Below are 18,600 nucleotides of genomic sequence, written 5' to 3'. Positions count from 1 at the left end.
GCGACTTCGCTCGACGTTTACTCGCTCAAAGGGTCACACCCGATACGTCGCCCGATGAGGATTCAACGATTCTGCGTAACGGTGCGTCGCATCGACTCGCGCGCAGACCAATATCAAACCGAGACTCTGTTCACGTTTTACTTAAATATATTTTTTAAGATGTTGAAATACATGATTTTTGTAGTTAATATTTTCGTCAAGGACGGGGTCGCGCGCGGCATGTGACCCGACTGATTCAAAGTGGTATTCTCCGCGCACTTTTAGGACTCCGATCTCGTACTCCCGCGTGAACTGTGCGCATCTCGGATTTGATTTACACCCAATTAGGGGACAACCCATGTTCAAACGAATTACACCTTTTGTCTGTGCGCTGATCGCGCTCGCGGTCGGCGTACCCGTCGCAGCGCAGGGTCTTGAAGAAGTCGTTGTGACGGCCACCAAGCGAGAGACCACGCTTCAGGACGTGCCGGTCGCTGTGACGGTTACGGACAGCGAAACGCTTCAGCAAGCACAGATCATCGACGTCACCGATCTTCAAACGATCGTGCCCTCTTTGCGTATCACGACCCTTCAGACCTCGGGTAACACCAACTTTTTGATTCGCGGTTTTGGTAACGGCGCGAACAACCCAGGTATTGAACCATCGGTAGGCGTGTTCATCGATGGTGTGTATCGCTCACGTTCATCCGGCGCGATTTCCGACCTTGTCGACATCGAACGAGTGGAAGTCCTACGCGGGCCACAGAGCACGCTGTTTGGTAAAAACGCCTCCGCGGGTGTGATCAGCGTGATCACGAGCAAGCCCTCCTACGAGTTCGGCGGAAGTGGTGAGCTGACGCTGTCCAACTTCAACTCAGTGCGTGGCCGTGCCTATGTCACCGGGCCGATTAACGACAAAGTCGCCTACAGCCTGAGCTTTAACGGTAACCAGCGACAAGGCTACTTCGACAACCTGTTTACCGACAATCAATCCAACGAGCGCGAGCGTTGGTCGGTACGAGGTCAGCTTCTGTTTGAACCCACAGAAAACAGCTCGTGGCGACTCATCGCTGACTACGACCAAATCGACGAATTGTGCTGTGGCGTCACTAACTTGTTTGACGGACCAACCGGCGGCGCGATTCGTGCCGTTGGCGGCCAGATCTTGTCGAATGACGCCTTCTCTCGCGCCGGCTTTTATAACGTTGATTCAGTCAACGACATTAATAATAGCGGTATCTCGCTGCAGGGCGACATTGACTTCAACAGCTTCGCGTTGACCTCGATCACGTCCTTCCGCAATCAGGAGAAGTTTGAATTTGCGGACTCCGATTTTACCAGCGCCGATCTGATCGGCTTTAACCGACTGGATACCGACATCGACACGTTCACCCAAGAGATCCGCTTGACCTCCACAGCCGGCGAGCGCTTCGACTGGATGATCGGTCTGTTTTATTTTGACGAAGAAGTGCGCTTTGACAATGACCTCATTTTCGGCGCTGATTTTCGTAACTACGCCGACCTGCTCGCCATGGGCGGTATCAGCGGCTTAGAAGCCACGCTCATGTTTCCGACGGGCACCTTCTTCCCAGAGGGTGGCGGCACCTTTGACAATTCCGGCCAGGATGACACGGCGCTGTCCATTTTCGGCCAGGTCGACTGGCACATTAGCGATCGGACAACCCTAACGTTCGGCTTGAATAACACCAACAACGAGAAAGACGCGTTTGTTCGCTCGCGAGTGGACGACGTCTTTTCATCACTGGATCTTGTGCAGATTGGATTCGGCGGTCTATTCCAAGCCCTCACCGGCGGTCAGGCTCCAACACCTGCCAACTTTGCGGCGTTCCCTGCCCAATTTGCACAGGCGCAAGCACTGAGCACGGTACCCTGCACAGCCGCAACCGGCCCGCTTTGTAACGCCGCACTGGCCTTGCAACCGCTGCAATTTCTCCCTCCGTTCGTGAATTTCCCGAACGCTGTTGAGAGCGGCAACTCCGACGACAGCGAAACCACTTACACCGCGCGCCTGTCGTTTGAGGTGAATGATTCACTCAATATTTACGCCAGTGCCGCGACCGGCTTCAAGTCAACGTCCTGGAACCTGTCGCGCGACTCACGACCCTTTGCCAGCGACATTATGGCGCTGACCAACGCGGGGCTGAATACGGTGAACCTGCGCGCCGGTACGCGCTTCGCAGGCCCTGAAGACGCAACGGTTTACGAGCTTGGCCTCAAAGCGCAGTTCGAGCTTGGCGCGATAAACCTCGCGATATTCGATCAGTCGATTGAAGGTTTTCAGTCAAACATATTTACCGGTACTGGCTTTGACTTAGCCAACGCAGGCGAGCAATCGACAACCGGTCTTGAAATCGACACGGTGTTCACACCGAATGACCAGTGGAAGTTCACCTTTGCTGGCACATTCCTCGATCCGAACTATGACTCGTTTGTTAATGGTAACGGCGTGAACGGCCCTGAAGACTTGACGGGTCGTGAGCCGGCAGGCGTCCACAAGGTGAGTCTCACTTTATCAGGCACCTATTACCACGAGTTCGGTAACGGCCTTGAGGGATTTGCGCGCGCCGACTACCTGTATGAAGACAATGTTCAGATTGTCGAGAATGTGTCCGCTGAACTTGCATCACGAGAAGTCGGCTTGCTCAACGCGAGCTTCGGTCTGCTTTTCGATAACGGTTTTGAGCTCACATTCTGGGGACGTAACCTCACCAATGACGATCACCTTCTGAGTGCGTTCCCAACGGTTGTGCAGTCAGGCAGCTTTAGTGGCTATCCCAATCAACCGCGCACGTATGGCCTGACGCTTCGCCAGAGCTTCTAGGGCAAGACATCAAGCGACAGAAAAAGCCGGAGTGTTTACTCCGGCTTTTTTTTAGCCAACAAGAAACAGTCTAAACCGCGCGCTGCCTCGATCGAAGTATCATCCAACCATCACTGCGCGTTCACTCAAACGGCGGCAACATCTTCGAACATAAACTGCTGAGGACAACACTATCAACGCTTCCACGAAACGCGGCCTGATTGGCCTGATCATCTCGCTTATTCTCGGCACTCTCATCGCTCTTGCCGGCAATACCGGAAGCGTGATGGCCTATGGCACCGGTGTCTTTGGCCTCTGTGTGCTACTGGCGTTCGTGATGCAGTGGGTTGTGTTCATACCCTCCTTTGTGGCGCAAACCGAACACTACTTCGATGTTACCGGTTCGCTCACCTATCTGTCGGTCGTGGTGCTGGCACTGTATCTGAGCGGCGCAAGCGACCTGCGCTCGATACTCTTGGCGGCATTGGTAATCGTGTGGGCTGTGCGCCTGGGCACCTTCCTATTTCGACGCATCCGCCAAGATGGATCGGACAGTCGCTTCGACGAAATTAAGCCGAACTTCATGCGTTTTTTAATGGCCTGGTCGCTGCAAGGAGTATGGGTCAGCGTGACGGCAGCCGCCGCCCTCGCCGCTATCACGAGCGCACAGTCTGTCCCCATAAGCATCATTGGTTGGATCGGCGTGGCGATCTGGGTGTTTGGGTTTGGCATTGAAGTGATTGCCGACCGCCAAAAGCGTCAGCACCGCGCCGCGCACCCCGGTGAATTTATTCAATCGGGTTTATGGGCATGGTCGCGCCACCCGAATTATTTTGGGGAAATCATGCTGTGGATCGGCGTCGCGGTGATTGCCGTGCCGGTCTTATCTGGCTGGCAATACGCCACGCTCCTGTCGCCTGTGTTTGTGTATTTGCTGCTTTCTCGCGCGAGCGGAGTGCCACTACTCGAAGCCAAGTCGGACGAGCGCTGGGGCGACGACCCGGCTTACCAAGCCTACAAAGCACGCACACCCGTGCTCATGATGCGCCCTCCAAAATAGATTGGCGTCTGCGCCTCGCGCAGGTGACACGAGCCTGATCGCATGGTGAAATAGCGGCGTTCTTAAAGGAGTGAACCGCGATGACGCTAGCACTGAATGATCCTGAGTTACTCAGAACACGGGCGTACATAAATGGCCAATGGGTCGGCAGTGCGTCGGGCGAGACGTTTAACGTACTGAATCCGGCCTCCGGCGACGTCATCGCAACGCTCCCCCAGTGCGGTACAGCCGAGGCGCGTCAAGCGATTGAAGCGGCCGAGTCAGCCCTGAGCAGCTGGCGTGCACAGCCGGCCAAATCACGCGCCGCGATACTGCGCCGTTGGTTTGAACTGATGATGGCCGCGCAAGAGGACCTCGCACGTATACTTACCGCCGAACAGGGCAAGCCACTCGCCGAAGCGCGCGGCGAGATTGCCTATGGCGCCAATTACATCGAATGGTTCAGTGAAGAAGCCAAGCGCGTGTATGGCGATACCATTCCGGCGCCAGGATCGGACAAACGCTTGGTCGTGATCAAACAGCCGGTTGGTGTGGTGGCGTGCATTACACCCTGGAACTTTCCCAATGCCATGCTGACGCGCAAAATCGCGCCCGCGCTCGCTGCTGGCTGTACCGTGGTGTGCAAGCCTGCCAATGAAACGCCGCTGTCGGCGTATGCCTTTACGGAGCTTGCTGAGCGAGCCGGCGTGCCTGCAGGCGTCATCAACGTTGTGAGCGGCCACACCGCACAGATCGGCGCTGAGTTCACGGCCAATCCGCTGGTGCGTAAACTGACGTTCACCGGCTCGACACCGGTGGGCAAACAGCTTATGGCCGAATGTGCCGCAACCGTGAAGCGCACGTCGATGGAACTTGGCGGCAACGCCCCCTTCATCGTCTTTGACGATGCGGACTTGAACGCGGCGGTTGCCGGCGCGATTTTGTGTAAGTTTCGCAATGCCGGTCAAACCTGTGTGTGCGCGAACCGACTGCTCGTGCAGTCGTCGATTCACGATGAGTTTGTCAAACGGTTTAGTGCCGCCGCGCGCGCATTGATTGTAGGAGAAGGAACCGATGAAAACGCACAAGTCGGCCCCCTCATTCACGATCGCGCAGCACAAGGCGTGTTAGCGCTAATCGAGGATGCCGTCAGTCATGGCGCTAAAGTCGAATGTGGGGGCTCGCTTCACCCTGCCGGAAGTTGTTTTATCGAGCCCACGGTTCTCACGCAGACAACCACGTCGATGCGCGTATTTCGAGAAGAGATCTTTGGACCCGTGGCGCCGATATTCACATTCGATACTGAAGAGGAAGCGATCCAGCTTGCGAACGACACTGAATTTGGTCTGGCCTGCTATTTTTACGCCCGTGACATCGGTCGCATCTGGCGCGTCAGCGAACAGCTCGAATACGGGATCGTCGGCATCAACGAAGGCGTGATCTCAAATGAAATGGCCCCGTTTGGCGGCGTCAAGGAATCCGGGCAGGGTCGCGAAGGGTCGAAATATGGTTTGGATGACTATCTGGAGATCAAGTATCTGTGTATGGGCGGCCTGGATTCGTGAATCGTGTCGCCCGCACCGGTTTGCTTAATGATCTTAAGGTGCTGGATTTATCGCGTATCCTGGCCGGCCCATTTGCCGCCCAGATGCTCGGAGACTTCGGCGCCCAAGTAACCAAAGTCGAACATCCGCGCGGCGATGACACCCGCCGTTGGGGACCGCCCTTTGTCGCCGACACAGAACGCAACGCGCATAATGCTGCCTATTTTTATTGCGCTAATCGCAGCAAGCGCATTATTCGCGCCGACTTTAAAACGCCCGAAGGATTGCAAATCGTTAAGGCACTCGCCGCTGACGCGGATGTGCTGATCGAAAACTACAAAGTGGATAGCTTGACGCGCTACGGTCTCGACTATGCATCAGTAAAGAAAGACAACCCTGCGCTCGTCTATTGCTCAATCACAGGCTTTGGACAGACGGGTCCCTATCGCCATCAACCCGGTTTCGATTTCATTATCCAAGGCCTGTCTGGGCTGATGAGTGTGACGGGTGCGCCCGATTGTGACGGGGGCGAGCCGATGCGCGCCGGCGTGGCCGTGAGCGACCTATTCGCCGGACTGCATGCCTCAACCGCCATACTCGCCGCACTGCGGTCACGGGATACTACCGGTCGCGGCTGCCATATCGATATCTCGCTGCTCGATGTGCAGGTGGCCATGCTGGCGAATCAAGCCGCGAACTATCTCAATGGGGGTGACGTGCCTGGGCGCATTGGCAACACGCATCCCAACATTGCGCCATACCAAGTGTTTAGCACCGCATCGGAACCCATCATCATCGCGGTTGGTAACGACGCTCAGTTTAGTCAATTATGCAACGTGCTTGAGCAACCATCGTGGGCAGACGACAGCCGCTTTGACCACAACGCATCGCGTGTGATCCATCGTGACGAGCTGGCTGCCCGAATGACCGATGTGCTTGTGACTAAGTCCGCGAAAGTGTGGCTTGATTTACTGACGCTCAAGGGCGTGCCCGCTGGGCCGATCAACACGCTCGACGAGGTGTTCCGTGATCCACAAGTCGTCGCGCGCCAACTTTGCCAAGACACCGTGATCGACAACACGCGCGTGCGCACCGTGGCCAATCCGGTCGTCATTAACACGCCGTAAGCGTGTCATAGAGGACGAGACGGTTGGCGTGAACGGCTTGGGCGTCGTATTCGAAGGGCGGGGATCTTCGTGGGTCGGTACGAACGATGCGGATTACGACGTGCGGACTATTTCACCGCAACGAGCTTAGCGCCTTGTTGTTTGTGAGTACCACGCAGTGCGCGACGCTCATAATCATTCAGTATCTGCTTTAGTGCCCGACTGATCTTCGTGCAGTTTCGCACCATCTCAATTTTAGGATAGGTCGCTTGTTCGCCTTCGGTGATCAGCGCCATCAGCTCTTTTTCCGTCAATCGCGTCAGCAACCGCGTCGGATTAAACCAACGTGAGCGGGGTGTGATTGTGATATCGCCGGTGTATTCCTGCGTCGCCACCGAGTAAAAGCTGCGATAGAGATACTCGACGGGCGGAAACGAACGCACCAGTTTGTGCGTGAGAGGCTGAGTCGCGCGTAACCACTCTTGATAACTTCGAAAAGCAGCATTGAATCCGGTGGTCCACAAGTTCTGGCGCCCTTTCGGGTCCTGCAAAAACCACAATACATGCGGATTCACCTGACTGGCGATGTAGTGGTTTGTGCCGTATAAACGCGACAGTCGCTTCACTGGCATATCCTGACTCATCGATCCGTCAATCCATTTGCGCCGCGGCAAATACGCGCGCCGTTTTCCTGTTTTCACACTTTTTGCTTCCAGGGTTACCGCTGGAAACACACCTGGAATCGCGCACGACGCCATCACGGCTTTGCGCACATATACGTTTGGCGAGGTGATGGCATTCATCAACCGCGATGATTGATGCTGTTCGTATGGCGCGATCGACACATTAATGTAGCGTCCGCTGATCTCATAGGCCTCGGCAAACGTTACATCGGGCAACACCCGCTCGAGCACCTCCTCGAGGTCGCGCACATCCATTCGCGGCGCGACGAAGGGCAGGAGGTTCTGCATCCAGCCTGCCTCGGTTTTGGCCTCCATCACCAAGTTCGACGGTTCGAAAAAATAGTCCAAATCGTCATCGCTATGCGTCCCCAACACCGCTGCTACAAGCGAGCCGCCGCTGGATCCTGAAATTACCGACGGCAGCAACGATTCGTCGCTGAGCGCTTTGGCCACACCAACATGAAAATGCGACAGCGTTGCGCCACCGCTCAACATCAATGCGGACTGTCCAAAGCAGTGGTTTGCGCGTCGAAAAAACTCGAGTCGCTCCGCAAAGGTGATGCTGCGCGAGCGCGTTTGCGCAATATGCTCAAGCGCAGCAACCACTTCATCGATGTAATCATTCACCAAGTTCTTGGTGCCAAATCGCGACTGACGATACAGCTTGCTACTGCCCATGCCGCCCAAGTTGCCATGAATACCCTGATTAAGGGTGTAGAGGAGATTGCGATGGTCGCCCTTTTGGCGCAACGCACGAAGTTCTTCCAGTCGCCGCTGGATCGCCGTGAAGTCGTAGAGCGGAGACTTAACTTTCTCCCGCCAGCGCGCTTTGCCCGAGCGTTCATCATGCGCCTTGGCGGCTCGCACCCAGGCGGCATAGCTGGGAGCATTGTGCATGGCTTTATCGAGCTGACGTCGGGTTTGTTTTGGCATAGGCGCGCCTCGTTTTTTGAATTATTGCACGGCCTTGTGCGGTTGCAGCATTATACCCAGCGTCCAGCCAACCCGCCAGAAGCTTATTATGTTTAACAGCTTAGGAGCGCAATTTGACCCGGTTTCCGCGCAATTTCATCGGCGATGTGACGTTCGCTGGACCGCCGGGGTCGGCCCGTCTGCGCAAATCGGGGTGGTCCAGGCCAGGCGTTATGGATCAACATTCTTGACGCGCTCGGTAAACCGTCCTCGCCGAATTCGCACGCGAGTGCCCTGCTTGACTTCGTCGCGTTGCGCGGGACTCAAGTATTTGCTCAGAACGGTCAATCGTAGGCCCGTTGTGTCGGGCACCGGTTTACCCGCTTCCTCCAGCGCGCGCAATCGCGCACGCAACGCGTACTTTTTTCGAACCTGATGAGGCTGACAGTCATTAAGCTCGTCGATGGTCAACGGCGCACCTTGATCGAGCGCTTTGTGGTCGAACGCCGACTGCAGGAGCTTGGCACCCCTGGATGAACGTACGACCAGTCCATTAAAGCCTTCGTCTTCCCCCGTCGGACCGCCTCCCGGCCATATGTCGAGCGCAGCACAGTCGGCGGCTTCGCCCAACGCGTCCGGGCAAATCGTGCATCGAGACTCCAGGTTCCAACTTGATTCGTCTGCCCACAGGTCGTTATAGCTCACGCAATGATCGATTCCTTCATGCGTCGTGACCCGCGTTGGACCGGGATTGCCGTTACCGCGATAACGCACCTCTTTCACCGCGTCCGCAGGAACATCAAAGCGCTCAAGTAAGTCCAGCGTCTTACTCAATCTAGACTGCCCACCGCATACCAACGCGAGTCGAAAACGGCAAAGCGCGTCGACACGCTGATCGTATTTCGCCAACCCCGCCACGGCGTTCAGATCGCAGGGCTTGGCGACGATCGCGAAGGGCTCTTCGCGCTCAAGCGCCACCGCCAATCCGGCAAGCGGCGCAACAGGCGCGTATCGCGAACCGTTAAACGCCATCACATCCTCCTTTGTCTCGCTCATAACCCAGCGATTGCGTAACGGACGCTCGGCATCCGCCCCCACATGCAGCACGAATGCAATCTCGTCCTGCTCAAGAAGATGTTGTGCCAGTGCAGTTAGCACGCCACCCGTTGCGCTGGTGAACCGAACAAGCGGGTCAACAGCCCAGGCGGTCAGTAGCGATTCGTAGCCGCCCCAGACAGAATCGTGATAAGCACTGCGTTCGTCGCGCGTCGCCACGGCCGCTCCTGGACAGGCCGCCAGCACGGTTTGTTCTTCGACCTCGCTAAACGCTTCCAACGGTTGAGGGCGCAGTCCTCCGACCGCGCTCATGCGCATTGACACGCGTCCGTGGCTGAGTGCTTCACACAGACCGCAGCCGATGCACAGACCATTCTCGACCACTTCTTTGATGGAAGACGGTGTTGCCACGCCCGTTTACTTTCGCTTGCCGTTGATCATGTTCGTCAGTGTACGCCTACCACGCCACGGACACAGCGCGTCACCTTACCCCGGACGGCATGGTGCTGGCTCATAGCGACACGCTTCAAGGCGTCGCCAACGGTATACTCTCGCCATGGCAGAGTTGTCGACGCTCACACTCATTGTTCTATTCGTCGCCGCGTTTTTGACGGGCGTGCTCCACGGGAGCGTGGGACTCGCCGGCGGCGTGGTGATGGCCGCGATTTTGGCGCATGCGATTGGAATTAAAGCCGCGGTGCCGGTGATGACGTGTGCACTGCTATTTAGTCACGGCAGTCGTGTTTTATTGTTCCGCCGCGCCACCGATTGGTCGACGGCCACGCTCGTGCTGCTATTTGGATTGCCCACCATCGTCCTGGGGGCCTGGGTCTTTACGCGTATCAGCGAGGTTACCATCGCGCTTGTATTCGCCCTGTTTTTGGCGTGCTCATTGCCTGTCAAACGCTGGGCCAACGCACGCCAACTCAAGACCTCTCGTCCAGTCCTTGCCGGTGCAAGCGCGATTTGGGGAATGTTAGCAGGCAATGTTATTGGACCCGGTTTCTTTCTGGCGCCCTTTTTGTTGGGTACGGGCATGAATCGCCTGACTTTTGTCGGCACGATGGCCGTGATCACGCTCGTCATGAACGCCGCGAAGCTCGCCGTATTCAGCGCGGGTGCGCTTATTGATACCGATGGTTTGATACTGGGCGTGCTCATTGGACTGTTTACCGTTCCGGGAAATTGGCTCGGCAAACGCGTCTTGACCAAGATGACCGATCGTCATCACGGCTGGCTTATTGATGTGTTCACGATCCTATTGATCATCAATTTCTTGTATCTCGCCGTCTCAGGTGGCGCTTCCTGACGCACGCGCTTCCACCCAATCGAGCATCTCATCGATGATCGTTGCGCCCTCGGGCTCGTTGAACACCTCATGGTACAGCCCGGGGTACACACGCCGAGTCATGTCATCCGATCCTGCGCGAGCGACGAGAAGCTCCGAAGCAGCGGGCGGCACTAACCCATCCGCCCCACCATGTAGCGCTAGGATCGGCAGTCGACGCATCGGCAAGGAAGCCTGTGCACGCGCCATGCCCGCAAACATCGCCGCCACAAGGCTCGCCGTGAGCTTTCCGCCGTAGACAAGCGGATCCTCTCGATACCGCTTCACGACACGCTCATCGCGACTAACCAAATTCGCATCGAGCTGCACCACACCCAGGGTCGGCAGCCACTTCGCCAATCGGTTGACAATGGCGACCTGCAGGCGCGGCGGCGGCGGCTCAAGGGCCAATGCCGGACCTGAAAAAACCGCGCCTGCGTACATCGATTCCGACTGTTCCAAATGGAGTGCCGCGACCAGTCCACCCATACTATGGCCGAGCAAGAAGTACGGCGGTTGTGTTGCGCTGGCGCTGTCCACCATTGCGTCTTTTACGCGTTGGCGAATCGTTGCGTCGGCACGTTGCACAGCATCAACAAACACATTCATATGTGCGACGCTGCAACGGGCACCGTCGGACTGACCATGTCCCGGCAGGTCTACTGTCGCTACCGCCATTCCGCGCGCCACGGCCTGTTCGGCAAGGGGCGCGTAACGCCCCCCATGCTCGGCCGCACCATGTACGATCACCAGCACCGCGCGGACGACACCATCGGGTCGCCAGTCTTGGTAATGAAGAGCGCCACCTACGCCAGCGAGTGTGTCGGTATGCGACGACATCATGGCCGTGCGCCAAAGTGGGTTGGGTAGGTTCGCGTCATATTCACTCCACGAAAGTGCGAAAAAGAGGGTGACATCCACACACACGGGACGCAACCATAGGACTACGCCGCTACGCAATATGCAGCGTCTTGACCTCCTGATAGTCCTCGAGTCCCATCATTCCCCCTTCGCGACCATTGCCAGACTGACGATAGCCACCGAACGGTGATCCATACTGGTAGCCCGCGCCGTTTATATGCACGGCCCCAACCCGTAATCGAGCGGCAATTCGCTCGGCGCGTGCTGGATCGCCGCATTCGATATACGCAGCCAGCCCATACGGCGTGTCGTTGGCAATCTCGATCGCTTCCTCTTCGGAGTCAAACGGCATTAAGACGATTACTGGCCCGAAGATTTCCTCCTGGGCAATCTCCATGGTGTTGTTCACATCGGCGAACACAGTCGGCTTAACATACCAGCCTCGATCGAAACCATCCGGTCGTCCTAAGCCGCCTGCGACGAGTTTGGCGCCCTCATCAAGGCCAATCTGGATGAGCCGCTGAACACGGTCGTACTGAATTTGATCAAATAACGGTCCCAGATGATCACCTTCTTTATTCGGGTCGTCGACACGCTGAGACAACGCCGTGTCTCGCGCAATCGCTACCGCTTGGTCATACACGCTTCGTTCCACGAGCATGCGTGTCGGCGCATCACACGATTGACCGGTGTTACTAAAACAATTCAGCACCGTATCGCGCACTCTTACCGGCACATCACAGTCCGCAAAAACCAGGTCGGGAGATTTACCACCGAGCTCAAGCGTGACGCGTTTTATCGTATCGGCCGATGCTTTCATTACGGCTTTGCCGGCACGCGACGATCCGGTAAACGACATCATGTGCACATCGGGGTGCGCCGCAAGCCCGGCACCCACGGTGGGGCCATCGCCTTGGACCAGGTTAAATACACCCGCTGGAATGCCTGCCGCATCAATAATCTCAGCGTAAACGACAGCCGACAGCGGCGTGTATTCCGACGGCTTTAAAATGCAGCTGCAGCCCGTTGCAATCGCCGGTATCACCTTGAGCGCCACCTGGTTGATAGGCCAGTTCCAAGGCGTGATCAGACCACAAACGCCGATGGGTTCGCGCACAATGACATCGCCGTTACCCAGATCCTCACGCAGCTCTTGCGCTTTGTGGGCCTCGATAAAGCCCTCCAAATGACCGATTGCCGCATCGGCCTGCATCTCTCGAGAGAACGTGACCGGTACACCCATTTCGAGGGTCATCGCCTGAACCATGTCGTCCATGCGTCGGCGACTCTCGACCAACAGCGCCTGAAGCAAGTCGAGGCGATCCGTTTTCGTGGTTTGACTAAACGAATAAAACGCGCGTAACGCCGCCTCTACCGCGCGGTCAACATCCTTCCGGTCGCCCAGAATCATCGTGTCGATAATCTCCTCAGTCGCCGGGTTCGTGACCGCAAACGACTGCGCGCTATGCGGCGTCACCCACTTGCCATCGATATAAAACTTTCTGAGATTTTCCATACGCCTGAACCGGACCACAAAAACGTTACTCTAGCTTAATTCAGGCACATTCACTTCGTCTGTCGCGCCGTTCCAACGGTCATGACCCGTCACCCCCATCGAACCAGGCCTTTCCCAAATTGAGGACGAATCAGGCGACGACTCGACGCAGCGCTGCCACCGGCATGCGTCGCATAATGGGCGGACCAACCACGATCGATAGTCGCTGACAATCATTAGACGGTTCTTGCCTAATCGCGTGGGCCTCACGCCTGAATGGCTTTCGGCACCCCGATACCGAAAATGACAACGTTGCCATTTTGGCCGGCATCACAAGATCAACGCAACAAGGTAAAAAAACGTGTGAATGCGTGCGCCAGTTGGTTGGATAGGCTTGCGCTTTTCATTACACTACGCCTCGCTCAAAGTCGGCACGCGCCGCAGTGAGCGCCGATTATGACAGCGTGTGGCAGCGAGAGTGGCCACCGTAACGATCCGAGCCGCACACTCAAAAACAAACGAGGCCCCAACGTGAATCAGGAACTGGAACAACAACTGCTCAATAGCTGGATGGAACGTCAGGAATACGCCGAGCTCATGCAGCCACTGGTTGGCAAGCTGTACCGTGAGCAGTCGGTGGAAACCACCGTATTCGGTCGCTCACTCGTTGGCGCCAGCGCGATTGACATCATCAAGGCGCACCGCAGCGTGCGGCTACACAAGGGCCAAAAGCTGCGATTACGCGAGAGCTATCCACTACTGGCGGCCATCGCCCAGCGAGCCCTGCCCCCTATCGAACTCGATCTTGGCAAGCTCGCGTATCACTACCAGTACGAAAACGACTCGGACGCGGCGATTGACGCCTATCTCGATGATGTGTTTAAAGACATCGTTGGCATAACAGATACACGGGAACCCGTTGATATCGTGTTGTACGGGTTTGGCCGCATCGGTCGACTGATGGCACGACTGCTCATCGAACGCCAAGGTCGTAACAACTCGCTGCGACTTCGGGCCATTGTCACGCGCGGCGGCAAGGACGGTGATCTGGAGAAACGCGCGAGTCTCTTGCGTCGTGATTCAATCCACGGCCCGTTCAACGGCAGCATTACTGTGAATAACGAGCGTAATGCGATCAAAGCCAACGGCGCGTTCATTCAAATGATTTACGCCAATAGCCCCGACGAAATCGACTACACACAGTACGGGATCACCAATGCCATTGTGATCGATAACACCGGTAAGTGGCGGGACCCCGACGGTCTTGGGCTGCATCTTAAGGCCAATGGGGTGAAGAAAGTCGTCCTGACGGCACCGGGCAAAGGCGACATCAAGAATATTGTTTACGGCGTCAACCATGCGCAAATCGACGCGTCCGACAGCATCTTATCCGCGGCGAGTTGCACAACCAACGCTATTACGCCGGTGCTCAAAGCACTAAACGAAGAGTTCGGCATTGTGAACGGCCACGTTGAATCGGTTCATTCGTTTACAAATGACCAGAACCTTATTGACAACTATCACAAAGCTGATCGTCGAGGCCGAAGCGCAGCGCTCAACATGGTTATTACGAGCACCGGCGCCGCCAGCGCGGTGGCTAAGGCCTATCCAGAACTCGGCGGCAAACTCACGGGCAACGCCATTCGCGTGCCCACGCCCAATGTGTCGCTCGCCATTCTTACACTCACGCTCGACAAAGACACCGATCGCGAAAACTTGAATGACTTCCTGCGCAAACAGTCGCTGTTCTCCGAACTGCAACATCAGATCGACTACACGCAGTCTAAGGAAATCGTGTCGACCGACCTGGTTGGATCGCGCGCAGCCTGTGTGGTCGATGCGCAGGCCACGATCGTCTCGGATAATCGCGCAATCTTATATGTGTGGTACGACAATGAATTTGGCTATAGCTGCCAGGTGATGCGCGTCGTCAAGCGAATGGCTGGCTTGAGTGATGTCACGCCGCACTGGGCTTATCAAGCCTAACCAAAATACACTGCGTAACGCGCGGGCGCACCTTAGGCGCCCGCTCTGTTAGTTCGCCTGTTCAGTCGACTTTAAACGTCACGCCTGAGTGCGATTCAAGGCGATCGATTAATTTGTCGCCCAGCAGTGTTGCCGGGGTCCAAAAGCCGCCCGGCGTGTCCGTCGCCACATCTTGAGCGAGGCACGCGGCCGCCTGTCCCAGCATTTTTGCGGTTGAGCCGTATCCCGGATCCTGGTCACCGGTCACACGCGTCTTTATCGTGTCGCCGTCTTCGGTTGTGCCTCGAAACAGCAGTACATATTTGCCCTTCACCTGCTGCTCGGGGGTCGGTCCACTGCCCGGCTTAGGCAAAATAAAACGCTCTAACATCCAGCGTATCGGCCCCATCGATGCACCCGCCATGAACGCACCCAAGCCCCACAACATTTTTCGCGCTCGGCTTTTCCCAGCCTTGCCGCTACCGGTCATCATGGCTTCTTCGTATAAGAATTGATCGCCGTAGCGTTTAGCGCTCAGGGCATTTGAGCGATGAACGATGCGCGTGTTGATACCCGCCATGACAAACGGCGCTAACCAACTCTCGACATCGTCGTCGTATTCCATTTTGGTGTTGTGCTGCCGAGCCGTAAAACCATGACCCTGGGGACACAACGCATACGGATCGACCAGCACCTTGCGCACAGTCTTATCCTTCTTAATTTCCTTAAAAATATTGACCATGCTCGCGATCGTACCGCCGGACGCTGCCCCCTTCATAACGGCCACACGCATTTTTACATCGGGACAGGTTTTGCCAAATTGTTCGACTGCGCGGTTTTGCAGAAAATGCACGCCCAGATCAGAGGGAATCGAATCAAACCCACAGCAATGCACAATGCGCGCGCCCGATTGAGCCGCTAAATCGGCGTAGCGATCCTGCATGCGCTTGATAAATTGTGTTTCACCGGTCAGATCGCAATAGTCGGTGCCCGTTTGCGCACAAATCTTCACCAGTGGTTCGCCGTATAGTGCGTACGGGCCCACCGTCGAAATCACAACGCGAGCGTTTTCGCACATGGCCGTGAGCGCATCTTCATCGGCTGCATCGGCCACAATCACGTCGCGATCCGGCGTGCCAAGCTCGGCCTTCACTGACTCCAGCTTGCTGAGTGATCGGCCTGCTAGTGCGTACGTTAACGCTGTGTCGCCAAATTGCTCGTGCATATATTTGGCCAATATCTGACCAACAAAACTCGTTGCCCCGTACACTACGATGTCGTATTTCTTCTCGTTACTCACAGTGATCTCGTCCCCAGTAACCCGCCACGTTGTGTGACGCCAATAATAAGAGCAAGGAGTATACACCGCAGGGAATCAAGGATGCGCGAATCCTGCCATTGCTGGCCTCTCAAGCGGCAAAATCGTCGTCGGATTTTTGCGCTGTCGGGCAATCAAATGCGGCTACTGGCGGTTTACGCGCCATCATCGGTAGGGTCCGAGCCAGCCACTTCGCTGATTTGGCGAGTGCGTTTTAGTTTGAGCGGATATGTGTGTCGATGCGCCGAATAAACCGTGGCACCAACTCGCGCGGCAAATCGTGCCCCATGCCTTCGTAAATCGTCAGCTCTGCTTGCGCGATGCAATTGGCCGTGTCAATGCCGCCCTCAACCGGAATCAACACGTCTTCGCGACCGTGCAACACGAGCGTTGCCGCTTGGATTTCACTCAGTAACGCCCGCCGATCGCCATTTTCGATAATCGCGGCGAGCTGATGGCGGTATCCGGGCGCATACATTGAGCGACGCATCGAGCGCAGTAATCGCTGGCGCAGGTCGTGTTCGGAGGGCCGAAAGTCTGGGCTGCCGATGATCGACCACGTGCGCAATGCATGAGTCAGCAGCTGCTCCTCACTGGCGTTTTTGGGTCTGGATAAGAGCTGACGGGTGGCGCGCCACCGCGCTCCGGGTAAGCGAGGATTGCCGGAAGTCGACATGATCGAAGTGAGCGTACGCACTCGGTCACTGTGCCGGGCCGCGATGATCTGCCCGATCATGCCGCCCATCGACGCGCCCACGATATGAGCCGAGTCAAGGTGTAACGCCTCCAATACGCCGACGCTGTCCTGGGCCATGTCGTGCAGTGTGTAGGGCACTTTGACCGACAAACCGAGGCGCGCACGCAGCGCCAACGACACAATGGAAATCGGATCCGCAACCTCAATTTTGTCGGACAGACCAATATCGCGATTATCGAATCGAATCACCCGATAACCCAGGTCAGCAAGACCTTGGCAAAATTCATCTGGCCACGCGATCATCTGCGTACCAAGACCCATGATCAATAGAATCGGCTCGGCGTTCGATGCGCCAAACTCCTCATACGCCAAGCGCAGGCCATTGGCGGTCAAATACTGCTCGGGCGGCAGCGGTAGTGTCTCAATCACCGGCGCCATAGCGCTCCCAGTCGGCGATGCGTGCGGTATTCGTTCATAGACCTAACTCTCGGTAACTCAATTAGTCGTTGCGATCGGATTGAGCCTGAGTTCTTTTTTTCGCCCGCTTTTTGATGACCGGCTTCTTTCGAGTGCGGGTCGTGGCGGAGGCACTCGCACGTTTACTCGATGCCGGCGCCGCTGGCGTATTCGCTTCACTTGCCGCACGTGTTCGTGTTGTCGACGCGCGCTTTGTGCTTACCGACGTTGGCGCCGTTTTCTTCTTCGCGCGTTTTTTGACTGCGGCCCGCTTCTTACGCTTAGAGGCAACCGCCTTTTTTTCATCCGGCGCTAGATCGCGTGTCGCGGCGTAGAGTTCATCAAACGACGCTTGCAAACATTCGGCGTAAAAAGCCGGATCAGGCATCATTTCACGGCAGCAGCACACCGCGATATTAAACGTACCGCAATAACTGCCGATGGCGTGGAACAACCCCGTACCATCGATCGGCGGCCCCATGCCAAACGAGCTAATCATACGCGCCCCTGTGAAATACAGCGGCACCTGTGGGCCCGGCACATTGGTGATCACACAGTTATAGAGGGGTTTGATGCGGTTAACCAAGCCGGCCCGACTCGCTAGGCGTGCCGCCGAGGCGGTTAACGTTGAGGGAATGAACTGCGCGTAGTCGGTCATACTCTTGGCACCAATTGCATTGGTTAGCTCTTTGGCATGGCGCGTTCCCTCACTCACGGCTTTCAATCGCTCAATGGGGTCCTCGATATGACTGCACACTCTCACCGTCATTTGCGACACTTGGTTCCCCGCCGTGCCGAGCTTGTCGCGAGTGCGCACGTTTATCGGAGCCATTGCCGCCAGTGAACGCTTCGGTAATTCGTTTTTGGCCTCCAGATACTTGCGCAAACCGCCACCACAAATCGCCAGCGCCACGTCATTTACCGTGGTGCCGTCAATCGCCCGTTTAACCGCCTTAATGTCGTCGAGCTTAAACAACACTGAATCGAACACTCGATGCGGCGTCACGTTGGTATTAAAACGCGTGCGCGGTAAATCGGACACACGGTTGATCCGACCCGCCGCCATACCGGCTGCGAATTTAGCGATGCCTGGCAAGGTATTGCGCGCCACCGATACAACGCGCAGCGGTGTTTTGATGGTGTTGATCTGAGCGCGCCACAGTAACTCTAAATTAGACGGCATGCGTTCGGTTTCGATCGGACGCATTTTGGGCAATGACGCCGGTGATGGGTCAAGATCATGAATCACCGAAGCGATCTCAATGCCAGACGCGCCGTCAATCGCGGCGTGGTGCATTTTACTCAATATCGCAAAACATCCCGGTGGATAGCCCTCCACAT

The 18,600-nt window shown here is 56.4% G+C and carries 13 protein-coding genes; 6 read left to right on the top strand and 7 right to left on the bottom strand.

The features are described from left to right. Positions 1-337 precede the first annotated feature (337 nt). The 4 genes from AAF465_16475 to AAF465_16460 all read left to right on the top strand — a co-directional run bounded on the left by AAF465_16475 (position 338) and on the right by AAF465_16460 (position 6,510). The gene (locus tag AAF465_16475; GenBank protein MEM7084325.1) at positions 338-2,821 is read left to right on the top strand and encodes a TonB-dependent receptor; all 2,484 of its coding nucleotides are present in this window, start codon (positions 338-340) and stop codon (positions 2,819-2,821) included. Between the two features lie 265 nt (positions 2,822-3,086). Continuing rightward, positions 3,087-3,860 (top strand): DUF1295 domain-containing protein, encoded by a 774-nt coding sequence (locus AAF465_16470; protein MEM7084324.1) that lies wholly within the window; start codon positions 3,087-3,089, stop codon positions 3,858-3,860. A gap of 80 nt (positions 3,861-3,940) precedes the next feature. After that, entirely contained in the window at positions 3,941-5,404 is a 1,464-nt protein-coding gene (locus tag AAF465_16465; GenBank protein ID MEM7084323.1) for an NAD-dependent succinate-semialdehyde dehydrogenase, read from the top strand. Further along, on the top strand, positions 5,401-6,510 hold the full coding sequence (locus AAF465_16460; GenBank protein MEM7084322.1) for a CaiB/BaiF CoA-transferase family protein: 1,110 nt from the start codon (positions 5,401-5,403) through the stop codon (positions 6,508-6,510). Before AAF465_16465 ends, AAF465_16460 begins: the two co-directional genes overlap by 4 nt. Positions 6,511-6,617: 107 nt before the next feature. Here AAF465_16460 and AAF465_16455 read toward each other — a convergent pair whose 3' ends face one another. Continuing rightward, positions 6,618-8,105: a DUF3336 domain-containing protein gene (locus AAF465_16455; GenBank protein MEM7084321.1), complete on the bottom strand. Its 1,488-nt coding sequence runs from the start codon at positions 8,103-8,105 to the stop codon at positions 6,618-6,620. A 210-nt stretch (positions 8,106-8,315) separates the two neighbouring features. Continuing rightward, positions 8,316-9,551, bottom strand: a complete 1,236-nt coding sequence (locus AAF465_16450; protein MEM7084320.1) for a Coenzyme F420 hydrogenase/dehydrogenase, beta subunit C-terminal domain — start codon at positions 9,549-9,551, stop codon at positions 8,316-8,318. Between the two features lie 145 nt (positions 9,552-9,696). Between AAF465_16450 and AAF465_16445 the strand changes: the two genes are divergently transcribed. Continuing rightward, entirely contained in the window at positions 9,697-10,449 is a 753-nt protein-coding gene (locus tag AAF465_16445) for a sulfite exporter TauE/SafE family protein (protein MEM7084319.1), read from the top strand. On the opposite strand, the gene AAF465_16440 is transcribed toward AAF465_16445, so the two are convergent. Then, the gene (locus AAF465_16440; protein ID MEM7084318.1) at positions 10,432-11,310 is read right to left on the bottom strand and encodes a lysophospholipase; all 879 of its coding nucleotides are present in this window, start codon (positions 11,308-11,310) and stop codon (positions 10,432-10,434) included. The two genes, AAF465_16445 and AAF465_16440, sit on opposite strands and share 18 nt — an antisense overlap. Positions 11,311-11,419: 109 nt before the next feature. Further along, positions 11,420-12,844, bottom strand: a complete 1,425-nt coding sequence (locus tag AAF465_16435; GenBank protein MEM7084317.1) for an aldehyde dehydrogenase family protein — start codon at positions 12,842-12,844, stop codon at positions 11,420-11,422. A gap of 510 nt (positions 12,845-13,354) precedes the next feature. On the opposite strand from AAF465_16435, the gene AAF465_16430 reads away from it, so the two are divergent. Next, positions 13,355-14,809: a glyceraldehyde-3-phosphate dehydrogenase gene (locus tag AAF465_16430; GenBank protein ID MEM7084316.1), complete on the top strand. Its 1,455-nt coding sequence runs from the start codon at positions 13,355-13,357 to the stop codon at positions 14,807-14,809. Between the two features lie 61 nt (positions 14,810-14,870). On the opposite strand, the gene AAF465_16425 is transcribed toward AAF465_16430, so the two are convergent. The 3 genes from AAF465_16425 to AAF465_16415 all read right to left on the bottom strand — a co-directional run. Then, on the bottom strand, positions 14,871-16,088 hold the full coding sequence (locus tag AAF465_16425; GenBank protein ID MEM7084315.1) for a saccharopine dehydrogenase NADP-binding domain-containing protein: 1,218 nt from the start codon (positions 16,086-16,088) through the stop codon (positions 14,871-14,873). 232 nt (positions 16,089-16,320) lie between these two features. Continuing rightward, entirely contained in the window at positions 16,321-17,241 is a 921-nt protein-coding gene (locus AAF465_16420; protein MEM7084314.1) for an alpha/beta hydrolase, read from the bottom strand. A 61-nt stretch (positions 17,242-17,302) separates the two neighbouring features. Further along, the coding region (locus AAF465_16415; protein MEM7084313.1) for a WS/DGAT domain-containing protein at positions 17,303-18,600 on the bottom strand (1,298 nt) is incomplete at its 5' end.

The organism is Pseudomonadota bacterium (genome assembly GCA_039028935.1).
Classification (GTDB): domain Bacteria; phylum Pseudomonadota; class Gammaproteobacteria; order Steroidobacterales; family SZUA-146; genus SZUA-146.
The sequence above is the reverse complement of the archived record's forward strand: the minus strand, read 5'-3'. Positions and strand labels throughout refer to the sequence as shown.